The sequence below is a fragment of the Paenibacillus periandrae genome, assembly GCF_022458865.1.
Classification (GTDB): Bacteria; Bacillota; Bacilli; order Paenibacillales; family NBRC-103111; genus Paenibacillus_S; species Paenibacillus_S periandrae.
The window spans coordinates 412,260-436,125 of record NZ_JAJNMU010000004.1; the positions used below are offsets into that span (position 1 = coordinate 412,260).

Consider the following 23,866-nt stretch of genomic DNA (forward strand, 5'->3'; position numbering starts at 1 on the left):
GGTGGGATCATCTAACTGTGTAGCAAGCCAGCGATTCTTATTAAATTAACGTACCCAGTTAGCTCAATCCGCCACTGTTAAAGATGCTTGGTGCAGTTGTATAATTGACATGCCCATTCGTTTTTAATGTGCGTAAGAATAGTTAAAGAGGTATTATCAATATACGTTTTTTTAAATTGTTGGGGTAAAAGATGTTGCAATGACAAACCTATCAATGCGTCATGACTTACAATTAAGATTCTTTTATTAGCATGTTCTACAATCTGCTCTTCGAGAAAGCTTAGTCCACGATTAGCTACCATTTTAAAATCTTCCATACCAATGTTTTGTTCACGCCAATTAACACCCCAACGAGCAATGCGTTCTTCCTCGGTAGTCCCCTCAATTAGCCCACAATTAATTTCCCTAATGCGTTCATCAGTGAATACGGCGTCTAGTCCCAAAGATTTTCGTATTATTTCAGCCGTTTGTTTTGCTCTTATCAGATTGCTAGAGAAAATAATGTCCCATTCTTCTTGGGAGGGCCTATTAGCCAATGCAATAGCTTGCCTTATTCTTTCTTCGTTTAGAGGTATATCGGATATACCTTGAGCCTTACCATCTTTATTCCATTCGGTCACACCATGCCTGATAATCCCTACTGTGGTCGCCATTCCTCCCCCCCATATTCAACTAACCATTTTCCTCTATCCAAATAGTACCATATATTTTGACTAAACTGCCCAATAGCTTAACGAGGCTACGGTCACTCCTGCGGCAACCTCGTGTTGTAGTCTATTTAGCTCTTGTACCCTTTAGCATAACTCACACTCGTAAATTTCTTTCATTCGTCTTTTGCTTGATTCTCAAATAACTGCTTGAGCATGCTGTCTTTGTTATTTAGAAACTGCCTCATAATCACGTAATGATCGGTTTCCTCCAAAGACCTGATTTCAATTCCATCTGGTTTCAGATTATATATAATCGAATCTGGATATGCCATAAGGATTGGGGAGTGAGTTGAAATGATAAATTGTGAGTTTTGTTGAACCAATTCATGAATTCGAGCAAGCATCGCCATTTGACGGAGTGGGGACAATGCAGCCTCAGGTTCATCCAAAATATATAATCCTTTGCCTCTAAAACGATGGACGAATGTTGAAAAAAACGACTCACCATGTGACTGTTCATGTAATGACTTCCCACCGTAAGATTCTTTAATTGGACGACCGAAAGAAAATTGACTATCAAGATCATCAATATTTGTAGCAAGATTATAGTAACTTTCAGCTCTAAAAAAGAAACCATCTTTGGGTCGATGAGGACCTTTTATCAATTGAATATATTCATATAGGCTAGAATGAGTAGATCGAGTTGAAAATGAAAAGTTTATAGTCCCACCCTCAGGATTAAACCCCCACGCAACAGCAATTGACTCCATTAGTGTTGATTTTCCCATTCCATTTTCACCAACTATATATGTTACCTTGGGGTGGAAATCAAGCTTATCGAGACTTTTAATTACCCCTAGACTAAAAGGATAGTAATTGTAGGAAGAGATACTTTGTCTCTTCAGCTGAATCTGTCTTAAAAAAAATTCATGAGAATTCATATCTTAACACTCCATTTTTAGTGTTTCTTTACTGGGTATTTTTTTGTTTATTGGTCATCTCAACTTATCACCTCTTTGCAATCTTATCATAATCTAGAAATACATATTCAATCCCTCAACAAAGTTCAACAGAGCACCACGCAAAACTCCCGTTACTTCAACAGGCTGCCGTAAGCCGGCAGCCTGTTGTTATTGAGCTATCGTTCTCCGTTAACGTAATGAATTAGCTTCATAGGATGTCTTTTTTTAAATAATAATGAGTGTGTCTGCCAGCATTTTGTATCGTTCCAAATACTTCAAAACCTTGTTCCTTGTAAAAATCTAACGCTTGGAAGCTCAAAGTATCTAGCTTCATAAAATCACAGTTTTTATCTTTTGCAATTTGTTCAGCTTCCGAGAGGAGTTTCTTCCCATATCCTAACTTTCGATAGGCATCATCCACAAAGAGATACTGCACCTCTAACCAATTCCAACATATTTCACCTACTAGCCCACCGAAAATATTCCCATAGGTATCTTGCAAATACAGGTTAACGATTTGATACCTGCCCTTCAAATCGTCTGGGAAATGCCTTAAATTATATTCAATCATTTTGTTTACGACATATGATTTAGCGGCATCATTAGTCTCATTCGTTATATGTAAATCCATGTGCATACAACTCCTGTTCAATTCAAGATATAGTTTAGTATATCATTAACACCCAGAATTTGGTGTTGTAGGAAACAATTATAATCAAGATAACCTCCCTGTTGCAGATAACATTGTGAACCAGGACTTTACCACAAGCAAACCCAATGAGAAGTGGTTGAGTGATATTACCTACATAGCAACGGCTGAAGGATGGCTATATCTCGCTGGCGTGTTGGATTTACATGGCCGAAAACTCGTAGGCTGGGCGATGGATAGTCGTATGAAAACAGAGCTTGTCTGTGCGGCTCTGAAGCAAGCAATTGGCCGCACAGGTGCATCCAAAGGACTTATTGTACATTCTGATCGCGGCGTTCAATACGCCAGTAAAGGTTACCAGAAACTTCTTGAGAAGAACGGATTTATCTGCAGCATGAGTCGCAAAGGAAACTGTTATGATAATTCTCCAATGGAATCCTTTTGGGGAAAGTTGAAAATGGAATGGCTCAATGATTACACATTCAAGACACGAGCTGAGGCTAAGAAAGCTGTTTTTGAATACATCGAATTCTTTTACAACCGTCGGAGAACGCATTCCTCCAACGATTATGTCCCGCCATTCCTAACAATCGATCCAACTTCTTGAGGATTCTCGTCCATCCGAACCGATGAAACCCGGACAAGTGCGTCGGGAAGACTACGAGTATGTCCGTAAGGGAAGTTGCAGCGTCTTCTTGTTTACAGAGCCTTTAGTTGGATGGGGCCATGTACAAGCCAGTGAGCGACGGACCAAAGTGGATTGGGCCATGCAAATTAAGGAATTACTCGAAGTACACTATCCCTATGCGAAACAGATTCGGCTCGTCATGGATAATTTGAACACGCACACGATTTCTTCTTTGTATGAAGCGTTTGCGCCGGAACTGGCATTATCGCTGGCCCAGCGCTTGGAAATCCATTACACCCCCAAGCACGGAAGCTGGTTGAACATAGCGGAAATTGAGTTGAGTGCGATGACGATCCAATGTCTGGATCGACGCATTGGCTCCATCGATCAATTGCAAAGTGAAATTACGGCATGGGAAGTCGACCGTAACCAGGCACTGAAGTCCGTAGAGTGGCACTTTTCCACTCAGCAGGCCAGAGGCAAATTGATACATCTGTATCCTGAAATTTGATGCGGTCAAGGTACTAGCCTCATCCATCGGGGTATGATCCGGATGTCTAACCTCAATGCCCATCTGCCCAAGGTGCACCTACACCGGGATGCCGCCGGCGGCGAGAATGACTTGGATCGCATTCGCTTTATCCGCTTTCCTCTAGCTTCGCTTGGAACAGGGGGCGCACCCAGATGAGAAAATAGACGAAGCCCGCCGCGATCGCGACCGTCGTGAGCAGGAAAGGAAGCGAATAGTTTTTGCCGGCCAAAATGAATCCCGTCGCATAGGAGGACACTGCGGAGCCGGCGCTTCCAAAGACCGTCCGCATGCCGGCGAACAAGTTACGTTCCTTCTCTGAAATGCACGACATCGCTTGCGAAACGGTCATATTCGTCAAGAGCGTGAAGGCGCCGCCTCGCAGGAGCAGCAAAGCGCCGAAAAGAAAGGACGGAAATGCGGCGACGAGCAGCGCAGTAAACGCGAAATTGGCCGCATAAACGTAAAAATACGCTTTCTTTGCGCTGAACCGCTCCAGCAGCACCGGCATCAGCATCGAACCGATGAACGTGAAGACGCCCGCCGCCGTCAGCAATAGCGAGACGGAGGTATCTGCCCAGCCTAGGCGGAATTTTACGATAACGTTCAGATAAGGGGCGAGAAAGCCGAAGGCGAGGCCGTTCAGCAGCATGAAAATGCCGAGAATCCATACCATGCGGCTCGGCTTCCATGCTCCGGTTCGAGAATTAGCGCGCGCCGCAGACACGGCCGGTGCGGTCGGCTCCGACTTCGGTTCCTTGGGAAGCAGCATTGCGCGGGAGATACAACCCGCAAACAGCATGACTGATGCGGCGAATATGGTCCCCTGGTAGATCGACGTATGTCCCCCGAGCCATATTGGCAAGTAGCCGCCAAGCAGCGTGCCGATTCCGACGAACAACGTAAAGATTGCAAACAGCAGGCTAAACGCGCGGATTTCTTCCTTTTGCGATCGGCTATAGTGGTAAAGAAGCTGGATCTCGGACGTGGTTAGCAGCGTAATCCCGAGCGTCATGAGCAACTGGGAAGCATAAAACACTGGCAGTGTGCTGCCGAAGCCGAAGCCGACGTAGCCGGAGGCGTGCAGGAAGAGGCCGATGACGAGCGCGTTCTTGCGGCTAATTCGGCCGGCAAGCAAGCCGGAAGGCACGGATATGAGTCCCATAAACAGCGCGCCGACGGAGGTCAGCTCGCCGATTTGCTCCTCGTTCAGCTTCACGTCAAGTAAATGCAGGTTAAGCACCAGTTGAAACATCCCGATGCCGATTCCTAAAGACGCTTCCGTCGCGATAAAGCGTCGAACGCCGGGCGATAGATCAAACATGTCTTTGAGCGTTTTCCACATCGTGTCTGATCTCCTTTAATAGTTCGAACAATTGATGACGATTCCATGCCAAATTCTCATCATATTTGCCGTCCCGGTAACTGCAAAACCAATTTTTCGTAGGCGATAGACGCGGGCAGGCACCCGGAAAAAATTCGCTGTAGACATAAATAAAAGCATAATAAAAAGAGTAATTACTTAGTTACCTTTAAAGGTCTAAGGTAATTACTTCTAAAGGTCTAAGGTAATTACTTCATTTTGTCCCTTTTAAAGTGTAGTCAGAATCCTTTGCTTTTTAACAAAGTAAGCCCACTCAGTATAGCCAATCTCTTTTAGTCTTTTTTGCACTAGTTCAAATTCATCACTAATCCGTTCAGGTTTATGTGAATCTGATCCAAATGTTACCTTCACATTATAGAACAGAGCGCGTTCTAAAATGTCATCTGCCGGATACCATTCACCACAATCTTTTATTTTTCCAGATGTATTGATCTCAATCGCGATATCTTCTTGAGCAATGACTTTCAGCGTTTTTTCAATAGCGTCTGTTTCAATAGCTGAAAAGGCTGGGTAATATGCTTTCATTGCATCAATGTGACCCAGGATTTGAAACATACCGCTTTTGGCAGATTTCTGTATCAAATCATAGTATTCTTTTTTAACTTTAAACTGTTCTTGAGCGGTTAAACCATTCCAACGATCTTTTTTAAAAATGTCAATGTTTTGAACATCATGAACAGACCCAATAATGTAGTCAAAAGGGTGTAAAAGATATTGTTCACGGTAAACTTCAATATGATCATTGAAGAAGTCACTTTCCATTCCTAATAAGACGTGGATTTTATCTTCATATTTTTCTTTTAAGCGAAGTACTTCCTCAACATAAGGGACAAGTTCACTTTTTGCCATTGCGAGCTTTGGATAGAGATGGTCTTCTTCACTATAAAAGTATGGAGAATGGTCAGAGATCCCAATATATTGCAACCCATATTCTATGGCTTGCTTTACATAATCCTCAATTGTGCCGATAGCATGTCCACAGCGATGATGGTGAGTGTGCAGATCAAATTTTATTGAATTCGTCATTATCTAAGGCCTCCTACTAAAATGGGAAATTCATACTTCGTCATTTCTTCTCATTTATTTTACGCCTGTATATACGAACGCGCGAATGATTTGACGCTGGGCAAAGAAAAACACAATTAAAATTGGAATAACGAGTATCATGTTACCAGCCATCATTACATTCCAGGCTATCCCACCCTCTACGACCATTAATTTTGAAATTCCGAGTGGCAGCGTACGGGCTGCATCACTTGTTGTCATAACGAGCGGCCAAAAATAATCGTTCCAATGGCCAATAAAGCTGAATAATGCAAATGTAATGAGTACAGGTTTTGCCATTGGAATCATGAGGTCGATAATGATTTTCCATTCCGATGCGTCATCTAGTCTTGCCGCTTCAAGAAGCTCATCAGGTACTTGCATAAATGACTGGCGTAACATAAAAATCCCAAATGCACTCGAAGAAAATGGCAAAATAAGTGCCCATATTGTATCAAGTAGTCCCCATGAGCTCATTTGCAAATATACTGGAAGGACTATTAATTGGCCGGGAATCATTAATGTAATCATTGTTAGCGCAAAGAAAATATTGCTTCCTATAAATTGATAACGTGCAAACGCATAAGCTGCCGGTATAATAGTTATAAATTGAAATAAAAGGATGACAATGGAGACTACCAGGCTATTTAAAAGATAATGCATAAACGGACCTGAATTCCATGCTTTTGTGAAGTTTTCCCATACCAATTGGTCCGGTATCCACTTTGGAGGAAACATAAGGGTTTCACTTAAAGTTTTAAACGATGTAGAGATCATCCAGACAAATGGCATGGCGAATACAATGACTACAAAAATAAGTCCGATTCCATTTAATACCTTTCCTATCGATAATGATTTCATACATATCCTCCAAGCCTCCAAGTTATCGGTAATGAACTCTTTGCGAAAGAATTCGAAAGTAGACAATCGTTACCAAACTCACAATAACGAGCAAGATCACTCCCGCTGCTGACGCATACCCAATTTTAAAGAAACGAAATCCATTTTCGTAAATGTAATAAACAAATGTGTTCGTTGAGTTAATTGGTCCACCGCTAGTCATGATGGATATTGTTTCAAACACTTGGAAGGAGCTAATTAAACCTATACTTGTTAAGAAAAACAATGTTGGAGACAGCATCGGAAGCGTTAGCTTAAAAAACGTATGCGCTTTGCTGGCTTCATCAAGCTCCGCTGCTTCATATATATCACGAGGTATACTTTGAAGCCCTGCAATAAAAATTAAGGTATTAAAACCAATACCTTTCCAAATGGCAACAATTACAAGTGATAGTAACGCAGTGCTTGGATCTGTCAACCATGGAACATTCGAGAAACCGATTAAATTTAAGAACCAGTTTAATAATCCATAATCAGTATCCATTAGCCACTTCCAAAGCATTGACACGGATACAAGGGAAATAATATGCGGGCTAAAAATGGCGCCCTGTATAAACCCATATAAGGCTCCCTGTCGATTCAGCCAAAGTGCTAGTAGCAATGAAATAGCAATGGTCAAAGTCACAGTCAGTATCGTATACGTGAAAGTGTTTCCCATGACTTCAATGAATTCACGCTCAGAAAAAAGCATCTTAAAATTGGCGAAGCCAACAAATGATTTTTCGGGACTTACAAAATTCCAGTCGTGCATACTTAAATAAATCATGTATCCGATCGGGTAAATAAAAAACAAACAAAAAACCGTAATGGCGGGTGCAATCATTAAGTATGGCCGGATCTTGTTCATCACCATACTATCGTCCTCCCATTACCAGCACAGGCTCATCGTGTTTTATCGTGATAGTGCGATTCCGTACTCCTTCGTGATCAAAGAAGTACAACTTTTCATGAGGGATCATTACATTGACACGTGTCACATCGTGTAAAGGATCCTTTACACTTTTAATGTTCATCACACCTGCTTCATTTTTCACAGTATAAATTGTTTCCGAGCCTAATGCTTCCATTGTTAATATCTCACTGTGGATGATAATGGAATGTGGATCTTTGCTTTCAGTAAGAGAAAGCTGAATGTGTTCTGGACGAAACCCAACATATTTTATATCGCCATTAACTGTAGGCATGAAATCCAAAAGTTGATTATGGTCCAAAATATTCATAGCAGGTGTACCAATAAAATTTGCTGTAAAAATATTGTTCGGATCATGATACACTTTCATTGGAGTGTCTGCCTGTTGAATTTTCCCTTTGTTCAAAATGACAATTTCATCACCCATAGACATGGCTTCCACCTGATCATGCGTCACATAAATAAACGTTGTGCCGAGTCGTTTATGCAGTTGGATTAATTCCGTTCTCATTTGACCACGCAGCTTAGCATCCAGATTGGACAGAGGTTCGTCCAAAATAAACACTTTTGGTTTTTTCACCATCGCGCGGGCTAATGCAACACGCTGTCTTTGACCGCCTGAAAGATGTTGCGGCTTTTTATCAAGAAATTCCGTCAGTCCAACGATTTCTGAAATTTCACGTATCAGTTCTTCTCGCTCAGCTTTTGGAATTTTTTTATTTTTAAGACCAAATTCAATATTTCCCCAGACTGTCATTGTTGGATATAACGCATAACTTTGAAACACCATGGCGATGTTGCGTTTACCAGGAGGTGTATCATTGACAAGTTGGTCTCCTATCCAAATTTCACCGCCTGTTTCTTTTTCTAGGCCAGCAATCATGCGAAGAGTCGTTGATTTACCACAGCCAGATGGACCTACCAAGACAGTGAACGATCCGTCTTGAATCGTTAAGTTTAAATTGCTGATGATTTCTTCCTCTTTATAAGCTTTTGAGACATTAACTAATCTAATTTCCGCCATGTTATTTTTTCCCCATTTCAATGACCTGAATATCGAATATAGAATGGATTGGCAAATGCCAATAGCTCGCCTTCTTCACCTAAGCCAAAATAATGGACAGAATCACTACCGCCAATTTCAACTGTTCATCCCATGAAAACCCAGTACTCCATAACCTTTGTTACCGGGTAGAGCCTGGTTTCTGAGGTTACGGAGCACTAGAAGACGGCTTCAAATTTTCATGGGTGTATAACTTTTGATTCTCATCGTTATAGTAATAGGAAGTGGAGAAGAAAAGCTGCATTGCTCACATTTTACTTCCTGACTAGTATGGTTTAACTCTTATTTTTGAAGCAATTGATTTGCTTTTTCAGCTGCTGCATCAAGGGCACCCTGTGGAGCAAGATCATCTTTTAACAGTGTTCGAGATATTGCATCACTAATTATTTTCATAATTTCTGGATAGGCTTTAGCCATTGGACGAGCTTGAGCGTATTGCAATTGATCCATTCCTACTTTAAATTGTGGTTTTTCTTTGTAAAGAGCTCGCATTTCTTCTGTCTCATTTGCAGAAAAGCGGCTAGGCAGGTAACCTGTATGTGAGCTTGCATAAACAGTTTGTTCTTTCGCTGTCATCCATTTTATAAATTCCCATGCTGCATTTTGTTTTTCTTTATCAAGACCTGAAATCATGACAATATTAGTACCAGCAGACGTCACAGCTTGTACTTTATCAGATGGCATAAATGCTGTATTTAATTCAAAGCCTTGTTCTTTCGCAACACCTAAATGGTATGAAAGATCTGCAGAAGATTCGAACATCATCGCTGCTCGGCCATTTGCAAAATCTTGATTCTTTACTTTTGTAGCATCTTCACCGCCAGGAACTTTAATTAAGCCTTCCTTCTTTAGCTTTTTCCAAAATGCTAGTGCCTCGACACCGGCTTTTTCATTAAATGCGACTCGAGACTTATCGTCAGATAGTATTTTTCCTCCTCCTTGCGCAACAAATGCTTCAAACATATAAGTGCTAACCGGCATTGTCATCCCAACTGTTTTTCCTTCTTTAGTAAGAGCACGCAAATAATTTTCAAATTCAGCCCAATTTTTTGGACCAGTTGGATTTAGACCTGCTTCTTTTAACATGGACGCATTCATATAAAGGATCGGCGTACTGCGAAAATACGGAAGTGAATAAAGTTTGCCATCCACATACGAATTACCCATAAGACCTGGGTTAAAATCCTTTAAATCAAACTTATCTCGTTCAACAAAAGGTGTTAAGTCCTGTATCATGCCAGACTTTGCAAATACAGCGATCGATGTATTTGCATTCAATGTCACTTCCGGTGCATTTTTTGCAGCAAATGCAGCCTGCGTTTTTGCTTCAAGTTCATCGGATGTTCCTTGATATTCTGCAGTTACATGAATTTTATTCTGTGATTCATTAAACATTTTTGCAAGATTTTTATTGGTTTCACCAATTTTGTCTCCCCATGCGTACCAAAACTTAATCTCGATTTTTTCATCGGTCGCAGAAGCCTCTTTTGAATTCTTCGTATTCGCATTCGTTCCAGCTGACTTTGTTGAGTTACATGCTGATACAAGACATAGTGCAATAAGCATAATCAAAAAAACATATAATTTTTTCATTTCTGATTTTTCACCCTTCTTTTTTGATGGTTTTTTCTCATTTCGCTGGCGGTTAATGGGCGAGTCGCTTTTACCTGAAGAATGTCTTCCTATTGTAATAAAGGAATACGGCAATTACGATGTTCATCAGTGCCTCTTGCTGATTCCTCTGGAGCAAAATGACTAATATTATCGTAAATGATTGGTGCACTTTGTGCGATAGCAGAATCGTTCAAATCAATCGCATTTACAGTAATCTCATTTTCTCCAATTTCAATTAGACGAAACGCATGCTGATCTAGTGGGGCTGATGTTTGAACGAACGTCCAGTTTTTTTGCTGAACAATTGAATCCACGTGTATATGACCATTAAAATACATACCAACTCCTTCTTTTTGAGCCAAAATGCTCCATATATCTGCGTCCGGATGAATCGAGTGCTTGCCCATATTTGAGAGTGCTGTTGTATTGTAGACTGGATGATGCGCAAAAACGAGCATCGGCTTTATCCCAGATGAACGAATTACATCTTGTAGCCACGAAAGCTGTTCATTATCTACCCAACCACCGGGATCCTTTTCTTTAGCCGTATCCAATAAGACAAGTACGGCTTTCTCCGTTTCAAATGAATGATACTGTGCCTGACCAGTGATGCTCAATACCTCTTTTTTTGTCATTGAAAGTAAATCATGATTTCCAAGTGCATGGTAGAAAGTACGGCTTTCTTGATTAATTAAACCATAAATATCCTTAAGTTCAGATTCAAGACCATAATTCGTTAAATCGCCAATCGAAACATAGAAATCCGCGTCCGTTTTTAAAAATTGATCAATGAACCTTCCATAAAAAGTTGAGTGGGCCTCTTTTAATCCTGGAATTGTTTCATCAATCGAAGGGTAGTGCAGATCACCAAACATTAGAATTTTCACATTCATTCTCCTCTCAAAATTAAACGATTGCATTTGGGGTACACCAGCACTTCTTATCATAATCACAAATTGTTAATCTCGCATCAAAGTTCGGCGTAGAAATCGTTAATTTTTATTACTGTTTATTGACAAATGGTTCAAAAACGGTTCATAAACGGTCAATTTAAAGAGGTATTTTTAACTGCAACTAGCCGTGATTACTTGGCAGCCCGTCTTTTTCACCTTGTCCAGAAAAAACGGTGATGCCCCTTCATCTGTAATCAAAAAGCTAAACTGTTGAAGCTTCAACCCAAAGAAAAATGCGTTTTTTTCCATTTTTGGATAATCGGAAAGCAGAATGAGAGATTGACTGACTTCCTCCAGGGTATGCGCAAGCTGCTGATACTCCACAGTCGAATGGAAACTGCCCCGTTCATTAACTGCGATCGCAGAGAAAAAAGCTTTATCGATACTATATTTCCGCAATTCCAGGTACATTCTCGGATCGCGGGTTATTCCATCCTTGTCCAATTCTCCACCGGTCACGTAAACTTTTGCCCGTTCGTTCTTATTGAGCAAATAAAGCGCCACATTATAGGAAGTGGTCACGACTGTAATTTCCAAATCGCTCGGAATATTCCGCGCGAACGCCAGGCCTAGCGTTGAGTCATCGATAAAAATATTGTCGCCCGGAGCAACCAGTTTAGCCGCCTCCCCTCCGATTGCTGCCTTCTGTTCCCGGTTCGTCCCCAGGCTTTCATGAAAAGGGAAAGATGTAGCAACTTTCTCCGTTCTTAAAGCCCCGCCATACGTTCTTTGGGCAAACCCTTCATCATTTAGAATCCGTAAATCGCGGCGGATCGTTTCGACGGATATCGAATATTGTTCTGCCAACTCTTCTACATTAACACTACCCTCTCTTTCAATTAACGATAGGATATTGATTCGCCTTTGCTTAGCCTTCATGCTCATAGCTACTGCCTCCTTCTCTAAATTCCAAAAAAAAGTCCTATAATAGGATAATACCTCAGGTTTGTTAACTTTAAGAATTTTTAGATGTTAATGTTCGTTAATTTCTTTTCGGTCGTAATTACTGTTTGGTCAATTCTTAAATAAATAATCATTTTCAGTGACCTCAGAATGGCCCTGACAAACTGTTTATCCTTGGTTTCAGTTAACATATAGGGGTCCCGCCACAAGCCCATCGATCCATGATGAAATTATACCTATAAATGCAAAAAATATGTTGTAACTTTATGCAGGAATTTTACTATATAAGGGATTATTTACCTGTTAATATCTTTTCCTCTTTCTATCAGCGAAGAAATGCATTTACTAGCACAACAACCTCATCATCATTTTTCTCCTGCCCAACTTGGGAGCTTGCCAGAAAAGCTGGCTTCGTCCAACGAAAAAGCAAATATATCGCGAAGGATTTGATTTCCTTATGTGTCTTTTTAAATAATGATGTATCGTCGTTGCCAGGGGTTCCGAAGGAAGGTCTCATACGGCAGGTATGGAAATTTAACTCGAAGACGAGCTAGCCCATAAGTGATGAAGAGATCTGCGAATGGCTGATGGAGTTCCTAGCTGGTGAAGGGGCGAACTATGGCTACCGCAAGCTCACGGTGCTGTTAAAAAGACGCCACCAGCTTGTGATTAACAAGAAGAAAGTGTACAGGCTGTGCAAGCAGTTGGACGTTCTGAGGCCGCAGCGCAAGCTGAAACTGAAGCATCCAAGAAGGCTGGCGAACAACCGAGTCCTTACAGGTGCTAATCAGCTGTGGGAAACGGATATTAAGTAGGGTTGGATTGCTGGCGAGCGTCGATTCTTCTTCATTATGTGCATCCTAGACGTGTTTGACCGTGCGGTGATTACGTACCACCTTGGGTTAACCTGCGAGGCGAAGCACCTGGTACAGATCACCCAGGAAGCCCTGATGAAGCGCCAACTCTTTGATAAATCCAAGGAAGAGAAGCCCTTCATACGCTCGGATAACTGCCTATTAAGGTGTAAACGAAGAGAAAAAAAGGAACTGAGAGCAATTTCAAGCCATTCTATGAGACCGATTGGTTAAGAGGTGTAGTGTCCTGCATTAGGGTGTTCAGGCGATAGTTTAATCTTAGCCTCAGCACACTTAAGCTTCTCCTCAGTAGTCATCTCTTTAGAAGAGGGCCTGCCTGCACTTGCCCCTGCGGTCCATAAGTAATCCCTCCTTCCCATAGGTGCCATAGCTTCTTCTCCAACGCTCTAAACACTTCTTAGGCTTGTCTGCACCAATGATGGAAACGTCAAACCCACCTTCTAGGAAAATCTGCATGGGTGTGCAACCACTCTTGTATGACTGAACGGCCTGTAATTTAAATTCAGGCTTATATGCTATTGCTTTTTCTGATACGTGAACAACATTAGGATTAGACTCAAGTAGTCTCATCTGTATTGATGTGAAAAGACGTTTAGACATGATGTTAGTTTACCTCATTCACTGTAGTATTTTTTAAAAAAAACACAAAAACCCGAAAGACGGGCACCTTTTTCAAAGTGTCTATCTTTCGGGTTACAGTTCACAGGAATAAGGGCTTTTTCTCTGTGCAAACTTTCTCTGTCAGTTGCTGAAAACTAATACGTTAGAAAGTAGTGAAGGTCCAGCTGCATAGCACCAGTACAATTGAATTCGTTACTGGATTACATAAGATCTTTACAGATTCTAGATCAGAAACAATAGCGGTATACGATGAATTCGCACCAATATCAACCACTTCATGGTCACTTGAAGATTGGCCTCTGAAGAAAAATCAATAAGCTCGATCGTTCGGGAACATATCCATTAGTTGAGTGAGGTTAATTTGCTTTTTACTTCCTCCAATATTTCATCTACTATGACAGCAGTAGGTAGATCACCTTCAATGATAATATCTTAACTGGGCTACCAAAATCAGATCCAGTGGTTTACCTGCTTGGACGGAAGCCGATCCCTGGATGGCTGCACCATTCCCGCTGGAAGAAGCCGAGTTTACCGTAAAATGAAGGATAGCGGAACTGGTACTCCTGTTGCCCGCCGCATCCATCGCTGTAGCATATACGGTATGAAAGCCTTCGCTCAGTGCCTCCACAGGCATGTAACTCCAGCTACCGCTGCCATCCGCCGTCGTGATCCCTGCTAGGGCGCCATACACGCTCACCGTCACCGTACTGCCCGCTTCAGCAGTTCCCCTGAAAGTCGGTTTCGGATCGGTTATCACGGAGTTGTCTGCCGGCTCCATGATGATCGGCGCGGCTGGCGCAGTTATAGCAGCTACATTGTCATGTATTTTCGGGTTGAGTCCTGCCTTATATTCATCATAATTACTTTACCCGTCTCCATCCGGGTCGGATTCAGGTCCGCTGATGGCCGGATTGCTTAGGTCAGCAGCGGAGAAATAGATGTGCCGCCAATCATCGAACGCACCCTTAAATGGAGGCAGTTGGGAAGCGGGCAACACGGTCGGCGCCGTCCCAGTTTTCGTGATTGGGTAATCCGCCTTTACATATTCGGAATAAGCATAAGGCTTAATTTCCTGATTATATTTATAGTTCTGTGACTCCTGAAATCCTACCCAAGGGCGCTGCGACCATCTACTGTCGTAGGTCACAACATTAGACATAAAGACTCTGCCACCTACTCGAAGGTTGGAGATGCCGTTATCCCAGACTTGAACGTTGGAAAATGAGTTGGTTCCCATCTGTGTCGCCACTCCGTAACCGATATTGTTGTAGACTTTTACATTATTCGCCTTAAACGTAACCGTGTCTCGCGACTGGTTATAAATCCCGTTCTCATTTCCCCAAAAAGCTCCGCCCTCAATCGTGGAATTTGTACTGTCATGAGAAGAGAACCCTTCATCGAAATTGTTAAAAGCTTCTATGTTCTCGAACACAAGCCCCGTTCCAGTACCGTGAATATTAAACCCGTCGTTTTGCACCCCGGTGACCCGCAGATTGCGATACGTCTGATAAGAATCGGGAGTGACGATTTCGATACCGTTCGTTAATGTGGATATTTCCCAGCCTGAAGTCGGCGAGGCCTTATCCGGGTTCAAAATCAGCTTGCTGCCGTCCGAAGACAATACCGCATAGTCGCTTGTAAATATCCCGGTGTTTTGTCCCGATGGCTGGTCTAATAAAAGCCGCTGGCCATTATACGCTACCAGATGACGGAACGTGCTGGATTTGCCGTCCGGCAGCGTGTTGGCTATGGGAGCCGGCAGCGTATAAGTCCATTGCCCATTCGCCTCTTGGGTGAACTGAAACGGAATGAATCCGCTTATCAACTCGCCATTCCCTTCAAATATAATAGGTTTGCCGGGAACGCCGGACGCGTGTATTTTGACAGTTTCATGATATGGACCGCTCCCCGGTACCAGTGAGATGATGTCTCCCGGTTTGAGTGCCGGAGTACTGGCAACGGCTTTGGAAATTGAAGTATACGCTCCGCTCGTAATTCCTCGCTTGTCCACAAGCAATACTCTGGGCTCGCCGTTTGAGGCTGCCTGTACCGTAAAAGCGACCGAGTTGCTCTCCTTGCCGTAGACGGTGAGTGTAACTGTACCTGATCCTGCGCTGAGCGGATTCAAGATTGTACCGTTCACCGTGGAAAATCCGGTTCCTGTTTTTACCGTCCATGATTTAGGCAGACCGGCCAGGTCATAAGAGCTGCCGAATTGATCCATACCGATGACGGTGAGTCCGTACAAATCATACCCCGCACCGCCTGCGGTAAGAACGGGAACGGTCCCGCTTACCCGAACAGAATCAAGAAAAGGCGGGTTAGACGGATCTGGTTCGGTCATGAGATTAAATTCAAGACAGTCTACCCTTGCCGCTTCGGAGGCATTCGATGTGCCCTCCAGCTTGACGATATCCCCCTTTCTTAGCGGAATCCCTGATATCCAGCGGCTGGTTCTCGATTTTTCCGATACGGAGGCCGAGCCCAAGTCTTGATTTGCCGTCCACGCATCGACTCGCAAATCGTTAACGAACATTCGATACGTTGCGGCACCGTCATTTTCGTCAAAATAGTGCACCTTCAGATCGTAGGTTCCGTCCTGCCCATTAAATGGCATTGTGGCCGTTCCGGTTCCCGACACTTTAATCACTTTTCCCCCGGAAGCTACGGATTGAACCTCGGGCATATAACCGACGAGCGTCATGTCCTCCGCTTCGATGAAAATGGTACTATACGGTGCAGCCAAGTCTACCGTGAATGTTACGATGCTCGAATCCGCGCTATCGTTGCCGGCAGCATCTACGGCCGTTGCCTTGACTGTGTGAAGACCTTCCGAGAGCGCTGCAATCGGAGCGTAGCTCCAATTGTAGCTTGCATCCGCTGTCACGGTTACCGGCGGTGCATGATCGACATAGACCTTCACCGTACTATTGGCCATAGCCGTACCGTTTATTAGCGGATTAGGATTATTGGTGATCGAATGGTCCCCAGGCGTATTAATTTGAAGCGGCGGCGGGGGCTGCGTACCACTGTATACCGTGCCGGATGGCTGGAAAACGACGTCGCTGTAGAATGTGTTTTTGAACTCCAAAGGGATATCCGTTCGGCTCCCTGCTTGTGCACCTTGTATGACGACATTATCGAAGGTGACGTTACTGACCAGATGGGTAGCATCATAACCTTCTATCGTTGAAGCTTGAACCGCTTTATTAAGAACATAGAAGTCCTTCACATGGACCTGATCGATCCACCCCGGTTTGGAATCCCCGTGCAATAACCTGATGCGGAAATAAAAGTAGCGCTCGTTATAATTGCCGCCGATGAATTCGGCCCAATTATTGATCACGTCGATATTTTGAATATGGCTTGCATCCCCTGCCCAAAGTGCGACGAACCGGTCGGCATGAACGATGTCATTGTTCTCGAACCGGACACCACCGATATCCATAAGCGTTTCATCGCCTACCTTAAGCGCGGCTTTCAAAGTCCATATTACGTTATTCTTGATCTGTAAGCCGAACGTCGGTCTTTTCAAATTCAAATAGTTGGTGACTTTAGGCGAGATCGAATCGTCTCCGGTATAGATAAACGAACCGTCTATAGTAACGTTTTGCGATGAATCGATATCTACCCCGTCGGTATTAGTTACCGTCGGAAGCAGAATATTCGGATTCGCCGGATCGGGAGCGCCTCTCAAATCGTTGATCAGCTTTATATTTTTCAGGACAACATCTTCGGCATACAGAAGATGAATCGTCCATCTGGCCGAATCAACGAAATAGACGTCTTCTATTTGCAAATCCGTAACATCTGCTGTCCGCAAGAGCTTGATATTCTCTTTGTCGTTTAAGGTCTTGATCGCCATTCCGTTGCCGTCGATCATCCCTCTGCCACTAATTTTTACATGGCTTGCGTTTTGTATGAAAATGAAGGAAGAGTCCGAACCGTTTTGTGCCGGATAATTCGCAGTGCTGGAATCGGACACCGCTTTTATCCAAGCGCCGCTTTTTAAATAAAGATGCACGTTACTCCTCAGCTTGAGCTGCGCCGTCATGTATTTTCCGTCCGGAACAAGCAGGATCCCCCCCGCTCCATTATTCAATGCGGACGTATCGTCGATCGCTTTTTGAAAATAGCCGGTGACGACTGCTTCTTCATCATGGCCCGCCGGTAAATAGTCGGCCAAATTGATCACGTTCGGATCATGAATGTCTGGCGCGGCGGTTTCAAGTCCATCGGCGAATAGAAACAACTTTTCCAGATTGTTTACGCTTACAATCAGCGTTCTCGGTTGATCAATGGAGAAAAAAAGATGGTTTCCGCTGCTGCTTCCCTGGATTTGATAGCTTTGCGGACTGATACCAAACGATGAAACCGTTTCGTTCGCGGTCACCGTGAAATTGGCCGTCCCTGAGAAGGAAAATCTTGCGAAGCTGACATCGCCAAACTTCTCAACGAATATGTTCTCCCCGTTAACCGACAGCGTGTAAGAGCTGCTCGGTACGGCACCTGACCTGACAGGATACTGCTGGATCGAATTGCCCTGGGTGGTATAATTCAACTGCGATTTCTTCGATATACCCGGGAACGATTGTCCGTCCGAATCAAAGAAAGCCCTGGGCTTAATGAGAATGTAGTAAGCTGTATTGTTTTGCAGAGGAGCCGGATGATGGATGGTAATGACATTCGATCCGAACCCGGTGACCTCAGCCGAATTTCCGGCAATGGATTCCACAAGCGAATCGTCACTGTATTTACGAATCTCGATAACCCCCGGACCTCCGCTTGCGATCGTTTCATTGAATATCAATTGAATAGGATCGCTGGAAGCAACGGAAACCGCATCGTCGGTAGGAACTGTCCCTGTAAGATTAGGCGGCGACCCGCTTTGCTGATAAAGGGCCGGAGTACCTCCATGATTTACATTCAAGATATCCTTATCACCATCACCATCGAAATCGCCTACCGCAAGAAACCCGGCAAAAAAATAATTGACATTGGCCGAAAACGATACGCTCGCGAAAGGATTGCTGCTCCCTGTAAGCTCGGCAAAAGTGCCGTCTCCATTATTTTTCCAATACTGCACCCCGGTGTTAGCGGAATTTCGGTTTACGAAATCAACCCATCCGTCTCCATCAAAATCCCCCGCAACAAATTTGCCGGTTGTTGTGCCAATAGCCGTACCGGATTCGTGGAGAGGATTCGTTCCCGCACCTTGCAAAACCGTAAAGGTCCCTCCATCATTCCGGTACATAGCCGGAGTACCTCCATGATTGCCGTTGAAGATGTCCACATCCCCGTCCCCGTCGAAATCGCCTGCCGCTAAAAGCGGTGCCGTGAAATAGCTGCTGTTTGACACAAAAGATACGCTGGCGAGCGGATTTGCGGTTCCGGTCAATTCGGTAAACGTACCGTCGCCGTTATTTCTCCAATACTGTACTCCAGTGCTGTTCGAATTGCGGTTCACCAGATCGGTATCGCCGTCGCCATCAAAGTCGGCTGCAATCGCCCTGAAGCCGCCTGTGCCGATCGCCGTTCCGAATCCATGGAGAGGGTTGACCCCCGGTCCTTGCAGAACCGTGAAGGTCCCTCCATCATTTCGGTACAGAGCGGACGAGCCTTGATGATTTCCGTTAAATACGTCGACGTCTCCATCTCCGTCAAAATCGCCTGTAAGCAAGTAAAGTGTGCTAAAGTAGTTCGCAGAAGCTCCGGAAAACGTCACATTTTGAAAAGGGTTGCTGGAACCGGTAAGATCCGTAAAGGAACCGTCTCCATTATTTCTCCAATACTGCACTCCGGTGTTGGACGTATTCCGGTTCACTAAATCCGTATCTCCATCTCCGTCAAAATCGGCAACAATAAACTTATTGTTGCCGCCGGAAGCTCCGACTGCCATGCCAAAGTCGTAAAGCGGATTGGTCCCCTGCTCTTTGAGAACGACAATGCCCCCGGCCGCCGACACTTGCGTGGAAGACGAAAGCCCTATAAACCATACGGCCATCGCGACTAAAATAGCATCCCGAGCGATTCGAAAGTAACGCATACGATTCTCCCCTTACTTGATAGGACTCTATTCATGAGCATGAATAGGCAAAAATACAAATGTATCCGCTTCCACAATGTTTCGAAAAGTGAGCCCCCGTCCTGCGGAAGCTCCAGATTTTTAATTCCTCAAGGTAATATACACGATTCCGGCCGGCGGTATCGGCAGCTTGTGCACTCTGGGTTCAAGGGCCATATTCGCCAGCCACCTCCCCATAGCGTGTGTGCAGCAGGATACCTGCCCGGCCAAGAGATTCGGCAACGTCGATGTACAACTCCTCCCCACTTACTGCTTCAAGCTGTCTTTGTTTTTGTCATACCATTCCTGCACCTGCTTCCACACGCTTTCCCCGTTCAACCGCTTCCATTCCTTCAGCAGCTCGGCGGCTCCCCATTCCGGTGTTAACTGTGGACCGCCCATAATGACTTTGTTGTCGATTTCGTCGGCTTTCGGGGTAAACTCTGCTAAAAATTGGCTCAACTCCGGAAACGAAGGCGCGTACGGAATATCCCTTCTGAAATTGCTTTTCATCGCCATTTCCAGGCCTAACGCCTTCAGCTTGGCATATTCTTGGGAAAGAGGATCTGAAGCGGCCATTTTCACAATATCATCCGGCTTCGGGTCCCATTGGTTAACGATCGGATATTCATACCCGTAATCCAGTTCTTTCTTGTTTTTCTCTCCATCAATGGCCTGCACATTTCCATTTGTTTTCTTGTAATGAGTGCCTTCCATGCCGAATTTCACCGTAAACCAGCCCTTATCCAGCATCCAATCAAGAAACTCGACGGCAGCCTTCGGATTTTTCATGTTTTTATTAAAAGCAATCAGCATGGAGGCCGGCGCTTCCTGCAGCAAGCCGAATTTGCCGTACTTCGTCCTCACGGATTCCAGAGGAACCGGCTGCGCATCAGGCACGTTTTGCTTCAAATCCCGGTACTCCGAATCCAGGTGCCACGAGCCCAGATAGATGCCCGCTTTGCCGGTAACCCAAAGCTGACGCTCGCGCTGGTAATTCTTATCGGTGATATATTCCTTGTCGACCATGCCGCCGTCATACATTTTTTTGGACATTGCCAGAGTATCCAGATATCGGTCACTCAAACGGCCCAGCTGTATTTTGCCGTTGTCTACATACCATGTGTCCGGTCTGGAAGCGAACATAGCTGCCGGGTAACTTTTAAATTGGCTGTTAAAGGCAAAGCCCACCGTATCGTTCTTGCCGTTTCCATCCGGATCTCTCTCCACAAACGCCTTGGCTACGTTCAGAAGCTCCTCATCGGTTCTGGGCATCGCCAAACCAAGTTTATCCAACCAGTCCTTGCGAATCCACATCCCTTGGTTGGCGATCGTATCAATTCCGCGTTTGCTGGACACGGCATACATTTTTCCATCGATCGTGACATAAGGCTTTAGCTCAGGATGTTCGCTTAAATATTTTTTATAGGATGTGCTGTATTTCTCAATATAGGAATCGATCGGCTGAATCGCTCCTTGGCTGGCCAGCAATGCGATATAATTGCGGTCATATTCCCAAATGATGTCCGGCGCTTCGTCGGCGGCAATAAGAACATTAAGCTTCTGCTGTGCCGTATTGCGGGGGACAGGCACCCAATTCACCTTGATACCGGAATTATCGTTGATCCACCCGGTCCAGCGGTTTTTCTCATATGTTCCTTCTGCAGCCGGTACGCGTCCCCTATCAAACATAGAAATGCTGATTTCCTTTGGGAGACTAGCGTACTTGTCAGTTTCCTTTGCATCACCCTGGGCCGGAGTCGTCTCTTTTTTGTCTCCGCAGGCGGTTAAAAGTCCAGTCATCGCTAAAACGATAGCCAGACCTGAGGCGATATACTTGCTTTTGATTAGAATCGGCATGCTTTTGACCTCCTAAGTCGTCTGTCGATTTATATCATTAAGACTTATCGTCTTATAGATATCCAAATAGTGTCAACCTTTAATTGAACCGATCAATACGCCCTTAACGAAATGCCTTTGAAGGAAAGGGTATACAATCAAAATCGGTGCGGTCGCCGTGACGATCGCTGCCGCCCGTATGCCCTCCGGCGTCAAATTTTGGCCGCTCATCGCGCCTTCCGAGCCGCCGCCCGTGCTTAACAGCGTTTCACTAACGTTGTTGATCTTCTGATACAGCACCATCATGAGAGAAAGCTTCGAGGAGCTGGTGATGTAGATTAACACGTTAAAGTAGGCGTTCCACCAATAAACTGCGTAGAACAAGCCGAGTGCGGCAAGAATCGGCATGGATAACGGAAGAACGATACGGAACAGCGTAACCAGATCGTTAGCTCCGTCGATCGAAGCCGATTCCTCCAGTTCATCAGGCAGCCCCTCAAAAAACGTTTTCATCACGAACATATTGTAAGTGCTGATCAAACCGGGCAGCCAAAGTGCCCAATAGCTGTTCATGATGCCTAAAGTTTTGATGAGAATAAAACTCGGGATCATGCCTCCACTGAACACCATAGTAAACGTAATCGCCATCAGAAGTCCCTCACGTCCGCGCAATCGCCTGCGGGAGAGTGGATACGCCGCCAGAATGGTTGCGATCAGGTTGAAGCAAGTTCCGATCAGTGTAATTACTATGGTGTTGCGCATCCCGACGAACAGCTGTCCATCCTCGACGAGATTGCGGAAGCCTTGCAACGTCCAATCCACAGGCCATAGAAATACTTCACCGGACGCAATGGCCCGACTACCGCTGAGCGAGGTGGCCATCACATGAATGAACGGAAAAAGCGTCAAAAAGCCCGCCACCCCAAGAAAAATAAAATTCAATCCATTAAATGTGCGGTTGCCAAGATTTCTTTGTTCGATCATCCTTCGTCCCTCCTCACCATAAGCCTTTTTCGCCGAGTAGTTTGACCAACCGATTCATTGATACGATCAGGATGAGCCCGATCATGGATTGAAACAAGCCCAGTGCGGTCGTGTAGCTGTACTGTACGTTCTGAAGCCCCATCCGATACACGTAGGTACTGATCACATCGGCCACTTCAGATACGGCTGAATTTTGCAAAATAAAAATTTGTTCAAAACCAATATCCATCATATAACCCATGCGCAAGATGAGCAGAATCGCAATCGTACTGCGGATGCCCGGCAGCGTGATATGCCAAATCTGGCGAATACGGCCAGCCCCGTCGATGCGTGCCGCCTCATAAAGCTGCGGGTCGATTCCTGTAATCGCCGCCATGTATAAAATAGTATTCCAGCCCGCACTATGCCAGATGCCTGACAAAACGAAGACGATAGGCCACCAAAATTGGCTGGCAAGGAAATACACCGGTTCGATGACAAATACCTTGTGCAGCGTCATATTCACCGCCCCCGAGCTAGGGCTGAGCAAAGCAATGATGATTCCGCCGAGGACGACCCACGAGATAAAGTGCGGAACATACATCAGATTCTGAACGAGCCGTTTGTACCATTCGATTCGCAGCTCATTGAGCAGCAGCGCAAGAATAATTGGCACCGGAAAACCGAACACAACATTATATACGTTCAGTAAAAGCGTATTTTTCAGGATATTGAAAAAATCGGGGCTGCCGAACAGCTTGCGAAAATGCTTCAGTCCCACCCAGTCGCTTCCCCAGATCCCCTCCGCAAACCGATAGTCTTTAAATGCGATAATTTCTCCGAACATCGGGGCGTACTTGAATAACAGATAAAATGCGACGACGGGAATCAGCATCAGGTACAAATACTTGTCCCGCTTGATGCATTTCCATAGCCCGCTCGATTTCGGACGAACCGAAACCCGAGACTCTGTGTGTGTGCCCGCGTGAACGGCGGCCAACTTTTCTCTCATACATTCACTCCTCCATGTTGTCTTTCTGTACTGATCCTATCCTACTTCCAACAGGCCATTTTGAACATGTACATTTCATCATTAAATCGGCATCTGAACGTTTTAAAGAGGTTTCATTTGTTATCATCATGGACGTTTATTACCCTCCGAATAAAAAAAAGCCGACCTACGTGCGGTGAACTGCACCCCAATTGTTAGACATCATCTAACAGTTGGAGGTGCAGTTTTTTAATGGCTAAGTATACTTCAGACGAAAAATTATCAGCTGTTCAACGTTATTTAAGCAATTCTGAGAGTTATGCA

Annotated in this window: 19 protein-coding genes and 1 pseudogene; 3 read left to right on the forward strand and 17 right to left on the reverse strand. The window is 44.5% G+C overall.

What is annotated here, in order from left to right; genetic code table 11:
* Nucleotides 1–77: 77 nt before the first annotated feature.
* The 3 genes from LRL21_RS08955 to LRL21_RS08965 all read right to left on the reverse strand — a co-directional run bounded on the left by LRL21_RS08955 (nucleotide 78) and on the right by LRL21_RS08965 (nucleotide 2,243).
* A complete protein-coding gene (locus LRL21_RS08955) occupies nucleotides 78–653 on the reverse strand; it encodes a histidine phosphatase family protein (RefSeq protein ID WP_240415426.1) in 576 nt (191 codons plus the stop codon).
* 170 nt (nucleotides 654–823) lie between these two features.
* The gene (locus tag LRL21_RS08960) at nucleotides 824–1,591 is read right to left on the reverse strand and encodes an AAA family ATPase (protein WP_240415427.1); all 768 of its coding nucleotides are present in this window, start codon (nucleotides 1,589–1,591) and stop codon (nucleotides 824–826) included.
* 229 nt (nucleotides 1,592–1,820) lie between these two features.
* Nucleotides 1,821–2,243, reverse strand: coding sequence for a GNAT family N-acetyltransferase (locus LRL21_RS08965; RefSeq protein WP_240415428.1), 423 nt, complete (start codon nucleotides 2,241–2,243; stop codon nucleotides 1,821–1,823).
* Nucleotides 2,244–2,325: 82 nt separating this feature from the next.
* Between LRL21_RS08965 and LRL21_RS08970 the strand changes: the two are divergent.
* Together LRL21_RS08970 and LRL21_RS08975 are read left to right on the forward strand one after the other, a co-directional pair.
* A pseudogene (locus LRL21_RS08970) lies at nucleotides 2,326–2,868 on the forward strand (IS3 family transposase); the annotation flags it as partial.
* Nucleotides 2,855–3,400: an IS630 family transposase gene (locus LRL21_RS08975; protein ID WP_338044597.1), complete on the forward strand. Its 546-nt coding sequence runs from the start codon at nucleotides 2,855–2,857 to the stop codon at nucleotides 3,398–3,400. The pseudogene LRL21_RS08970 and the gene LRL21_RS08975, both read left to right, overlap by 14 nt.
* Before the next feature lie 127 nt (nucleotides 3,401–3,527).
* Here LRL21_RS08975 and LRL21_RS08980 read toward each other — a convergent pair whose 3' ends face one another.
* The 8 genes from LRL21_RS08980 to LRL21_RS09015 form a co-directional block, all read right to left on the reverse strand.
* Nucleotides 3,528–4,763: an MFS transporter gene (locus tag LRL21_RS08980; protein WP_240415430.1), complete on the reverse strand. Its 1,236-nt coding sequence runs from the start codon at nucleotides 4,761–4,763 to the stop codon at nucleotides 3,528–3,530.
* A gap of 246 nt (nucleotides 4,764–5,009) precedes the next feature.
* Nucleotides 5,010–5,828: a histidinol-phosphatase gene (locus LRL21_RS08985; protein WP_240415431.1), complete on the reverse strand. Its 819-nt coding sequence runs from the start codon at nucleotides 5,826–5,828 to the stop codon at nucleotides 5,010–5,012.
* A gap of 54 nt (nucleotides 5,829–5,882) precedes the next feature.
* Nucleotides 5,883–6,707 (reverse strand): carbohydrate ABC transporter permease, encoded by an 825-nt coding sequence (locus tag LRL21_RS08990; RefSeq protein WP_240415432.1) that lies wholly within the window; start codon nucleotides 6,705–6,707, stop codon nucleotides 5,883–5,885.
* 22 nt (nucleotides 6,708–6,729) lie between these two features.
* Nucleotides 6,730–7,599, reverse strand: coding sequence for a carbohydrate ABC transporter permease (locus LRL21_RS08995; RefSeq protein WP_240415433.1), 870 nt, complete (start codon nucleotides 7,597–7,599; stop codon nucleotides 6,730–6,732).
* A 1-nt stretch (nucleotide 7,600) separates the two neighbouring features.
* Complete coding sequence (locus tag LRL21_RS09000; protein WP_240415434.1) at nucleotides 7,601–8,680, reverse strand: ABC transporter ATP-binding protein; 1,080 nt, start codon at nucleotides 8,678–8,680, stop codon at nucleotides 7,601–7,603.
* Between the two features lie 321 nt (nucleotides 8,681–9,001).
* Nucleotides 9,002–10,426, reverse strand: coding sequence for an ABC transporter substrate-binding protein (locus LRL21_RS09005; RefSeq protein WP_240415435.1), 1,425 nt, complete (start codon nucleotides 10,424–10,426; stop codon nucleotides 9,002–9,004).
* Nucleotides 10,402–11,220 carry a metallophosphoesterase family protein gene (locus LRL21_RS09010; RefSeq protein WP_240415436.1) on the reverse strand — a complete coding sequence of 273 codons (819 nt, stop codon included), beginning with the start codon at nucleotides 11,218–11,220 and terminating at the stop codon, nucleotides 10,402–10,404. Before LRL21_RS09010 ends, LRL21_RS09005 begins: the two co-directional genes overlap by 25 nt.
* Nucleotides 11,221–11,397: 177 nt before the next feature.
* Complete coding sequence (locus tag LRL21_RS09015; protein WP_240415437.1) at nucleotides 11,398–12,171, reverse strand: DeoR/GlpR family DNA-binding transcription regulator; 774 nt, start codon at nucleotides 12,169–12,171, stop codon at nucleotides 11,398–11,400.
* A gap of 605 nt (nucleotides 12,172–12,776) precedes the next feature.
* Between LRL21_RS09015 and LRL21_RS09020 the strand changes: the two genes are divergently transcribed.
* Nucleotides 12,777–13,004, forward strand: a complete 228-nt coding sequence (locus LRL21_RS09020) for an IS3 family transposase (RefSeq protein WP_240415438.1) — start codon at nucleotides 12,777–12,779, stop codon at nucleotides 13,002–13,004.
* Between the two features lie 360 nt (nucleotides 13,005–13,364).
* Here the strand turns inward: LRL21_RS09020 and LRL21_RS09025 are convergent, their stop codons facing one another.
* The 6 genes from LRL21_RS09025 to LRL21_RS09050 all read right to left on the reverse strand — a co-directional run bounded on the left by LRL21_RS09025 (nucleotide 13,365) and on the right by LRL21_RS09050 (nucleotide 23,563).
* On the reverse strand, nucleotides 13,365–13,664 hold the full coding sequence (locus LRL21_RS09025; protein ID WP_240415439.1) for a helix-turn-helix domain containing protein: 300 nt from the start codon (nucleotides 13,662–13,664) through the stop codon (nucleotides 13,365–13,367).
* A gap of 439 nt (nucleotides 13,665–14,103) precedes the next feature.
* Nucleotides 14,104–14,463 (reverse strand): Ig-like domain-containing protein, encoded by a 360-nt coding sequence (locus LRL21_RS09030; protein ID WP_240415440.1) that lies wholly within the window; start codon nucleotides 14,461–14,463, stop codon nucleotides 14,104–14,106.
* Between the two features lie 87 nt (nucleotides 14,464–14,550).
* Nucleotides 14,551–19,731, reverse strand: a complete 5,181-nt coding sequence (locus tag LRL21_RS09035) for an FG-GAP-like repeat-containing protein (RefSeq protein ID WP_240415441.1) — start codon at nucleotides 19,729–19,731, stop codon at nucleotides 14,551–14,553.
* Between the two features lie 285 nt (nucleotides 19,732–20,016).
* On the reverse strand, nucleotides 20,017–21,609 hold the full coding sequence (locus LRL21_RS09040) for an extracellular solute-binding protein (protein WP_240415442.1): 1,593 nt from the start codon (nucleotides 21,607–21,609) through the stop codon (nucleotides 20,017–20,019).
* Nucleotides 21,610–21,681: 72 nt separating this feature from the next.
* Nucleotides 21,682–22,572: a carbohydrate ABC transporter permease gene (locus LRL21_RS09045; protein ID WP_240415443.1), complete on the reverse strand. Its 891-nt coding sequence runs from the start codon at nucleotides 22,570–22,572 to the stop codon at nucleotides 21,682–21,684.
* Nucleotides 22,573–22,585: 13 nt separating this feature from the next.
* Nucleotides 22,586–23,563 carry an ABC transporter permease gene (locus LRL21_RS09050; RefSeq protein WP_240415444.1) on the reverse strand — a complete coding sequence of 326 codons (978 nt, stop codon included), beginning with the start codon at nucleotides 23,561–23,563 and terminating at the stop codon, nucleotides 22,586–22,588.
* Between the last annotated feature and the right edge of the window lie 303 nt (nucleotides 23,564–23,866).

What these genes read in the sequence shown, in the direction of transcription:
- LRL21_RS09045 (WP_240415443.1), bottom strand. Translation starts at nt 22,572, where the DNA reads ATGATCGAACAAAGAAATCTTGGCAACCGCACATTTAATGGATTGAAT.
- LRL21_RS08955 (WP_240415426.1), bottom strand. Translation starts at nt 653, where the DNA reads ATGGCGACCACAGTAGGGATTATCAGGCATGGTGTGACCGAATGGAAT.
- LRL21_RS09040 (WP_240415442.1), bottom strand. Translation starts at nt 21,609, where the DNA reads ATGCCGATTCTAATCAAAAGCAAGTATATCGCCTCAGGTCTGGCTATC.
- LRL21_RS08960 (WP_240415427.1), bottom strand. Translation starts at nt 1,591, where the DNA reads ATGAATTCTCATGAATTTTTTTTAAGACAGATTCAGCTGAAGAGACAA.
- LRL21_RS09000 (WP_240415434.1), bottom strand. Translation starts at nt 8,680, where the DNA reads ATGGCGGAAATTAGATTAGTTAATGTCTCAAAAGCTTATAAAGAGGAA.
- LRL21_RS09030 (WP_240415440.1), bottom strand. Translation starts at nt 14,463, where the DNA reads ATGGAGCCGGCAGACAACTCCGTGATAACCGATCCGAAACCGACTTTC.
- LRL21_RS09025 (WP_240415439.1), bottom strand. Translation starts at nt 13,664, where the DNA reads ATGTCTAAACGTCTTTTCACATCAATACAGATGAGACTACTTGAGTCT.
- LRL21_RS08965 (WP_240415428.1), bottom strand. Translation starts at nt 2,243, where the DNA reads ATGGATTTACATATAACGAATGAGACTAATGATGCCGCTAAATCATAT.
- LRL21_RS08980 (WP_240415430.1), bottom strand. Translation starts at nt 4,763, where the DNA reads ATGTGGAAAACGCTCAAAGACATGTTTGATCTATCGCCCGGCGTTCGA.
- LRL21_RS08990 (WP_240415432.1), bottom strand. Translation starts at nt 6,707, where the DNA reads ATGAAATCATTATCGATAGGAAAGGTATTAAATGGAATCGGACTTATT.
- LRL21_RS09050 (WP_240415444.1), bottom strand. Translation starts at nt 23,563, where the DNA reads ATGAGAGAAAAGTTGGCCGCCGTTCACGCGGGCACACACACAGAGTCT.
- LRL21_RS08985 (WP_240415431.1), bottom strand. Translation starts at nt 5,828, where the DNA reads ATGACGAATTCAATAAAATTTGATCTGCACACTCACCATCATCGCTGT.
- LRL21_RS09035 (WP_240415441.1), bottom strand. Translation starts at nt 19,731, where the DNA reads ATGCGTTACTTTCGAATCGCTCGGGATGCTATTTTAGTCGCGATGGCC.
- LRL21_RS08995 (WP_240415433.1), bottom strand. Translation starts at nt 7,599, where the DNA reads ATGGTGATGAACAAGATCCGGCCATACTTAATGATTGCACCCGCCATT.
- LRL21_RS09020 (WP_240415438.1), top strand. Translation starts at nt 12,777, where the DNA reads ATGGAGTTCCTAGCTGGTGAAGGGGCGAACTATGGCTACCGCAAGCTC.
- LRL21_RS09015 (WP_240415437.1), bottom strand. Translation starts at nt 12,171, where the DNA reads ATGAGCATGAAGGCTAAGCAAAGGCGAATCAATATCCTATCGTTAATT.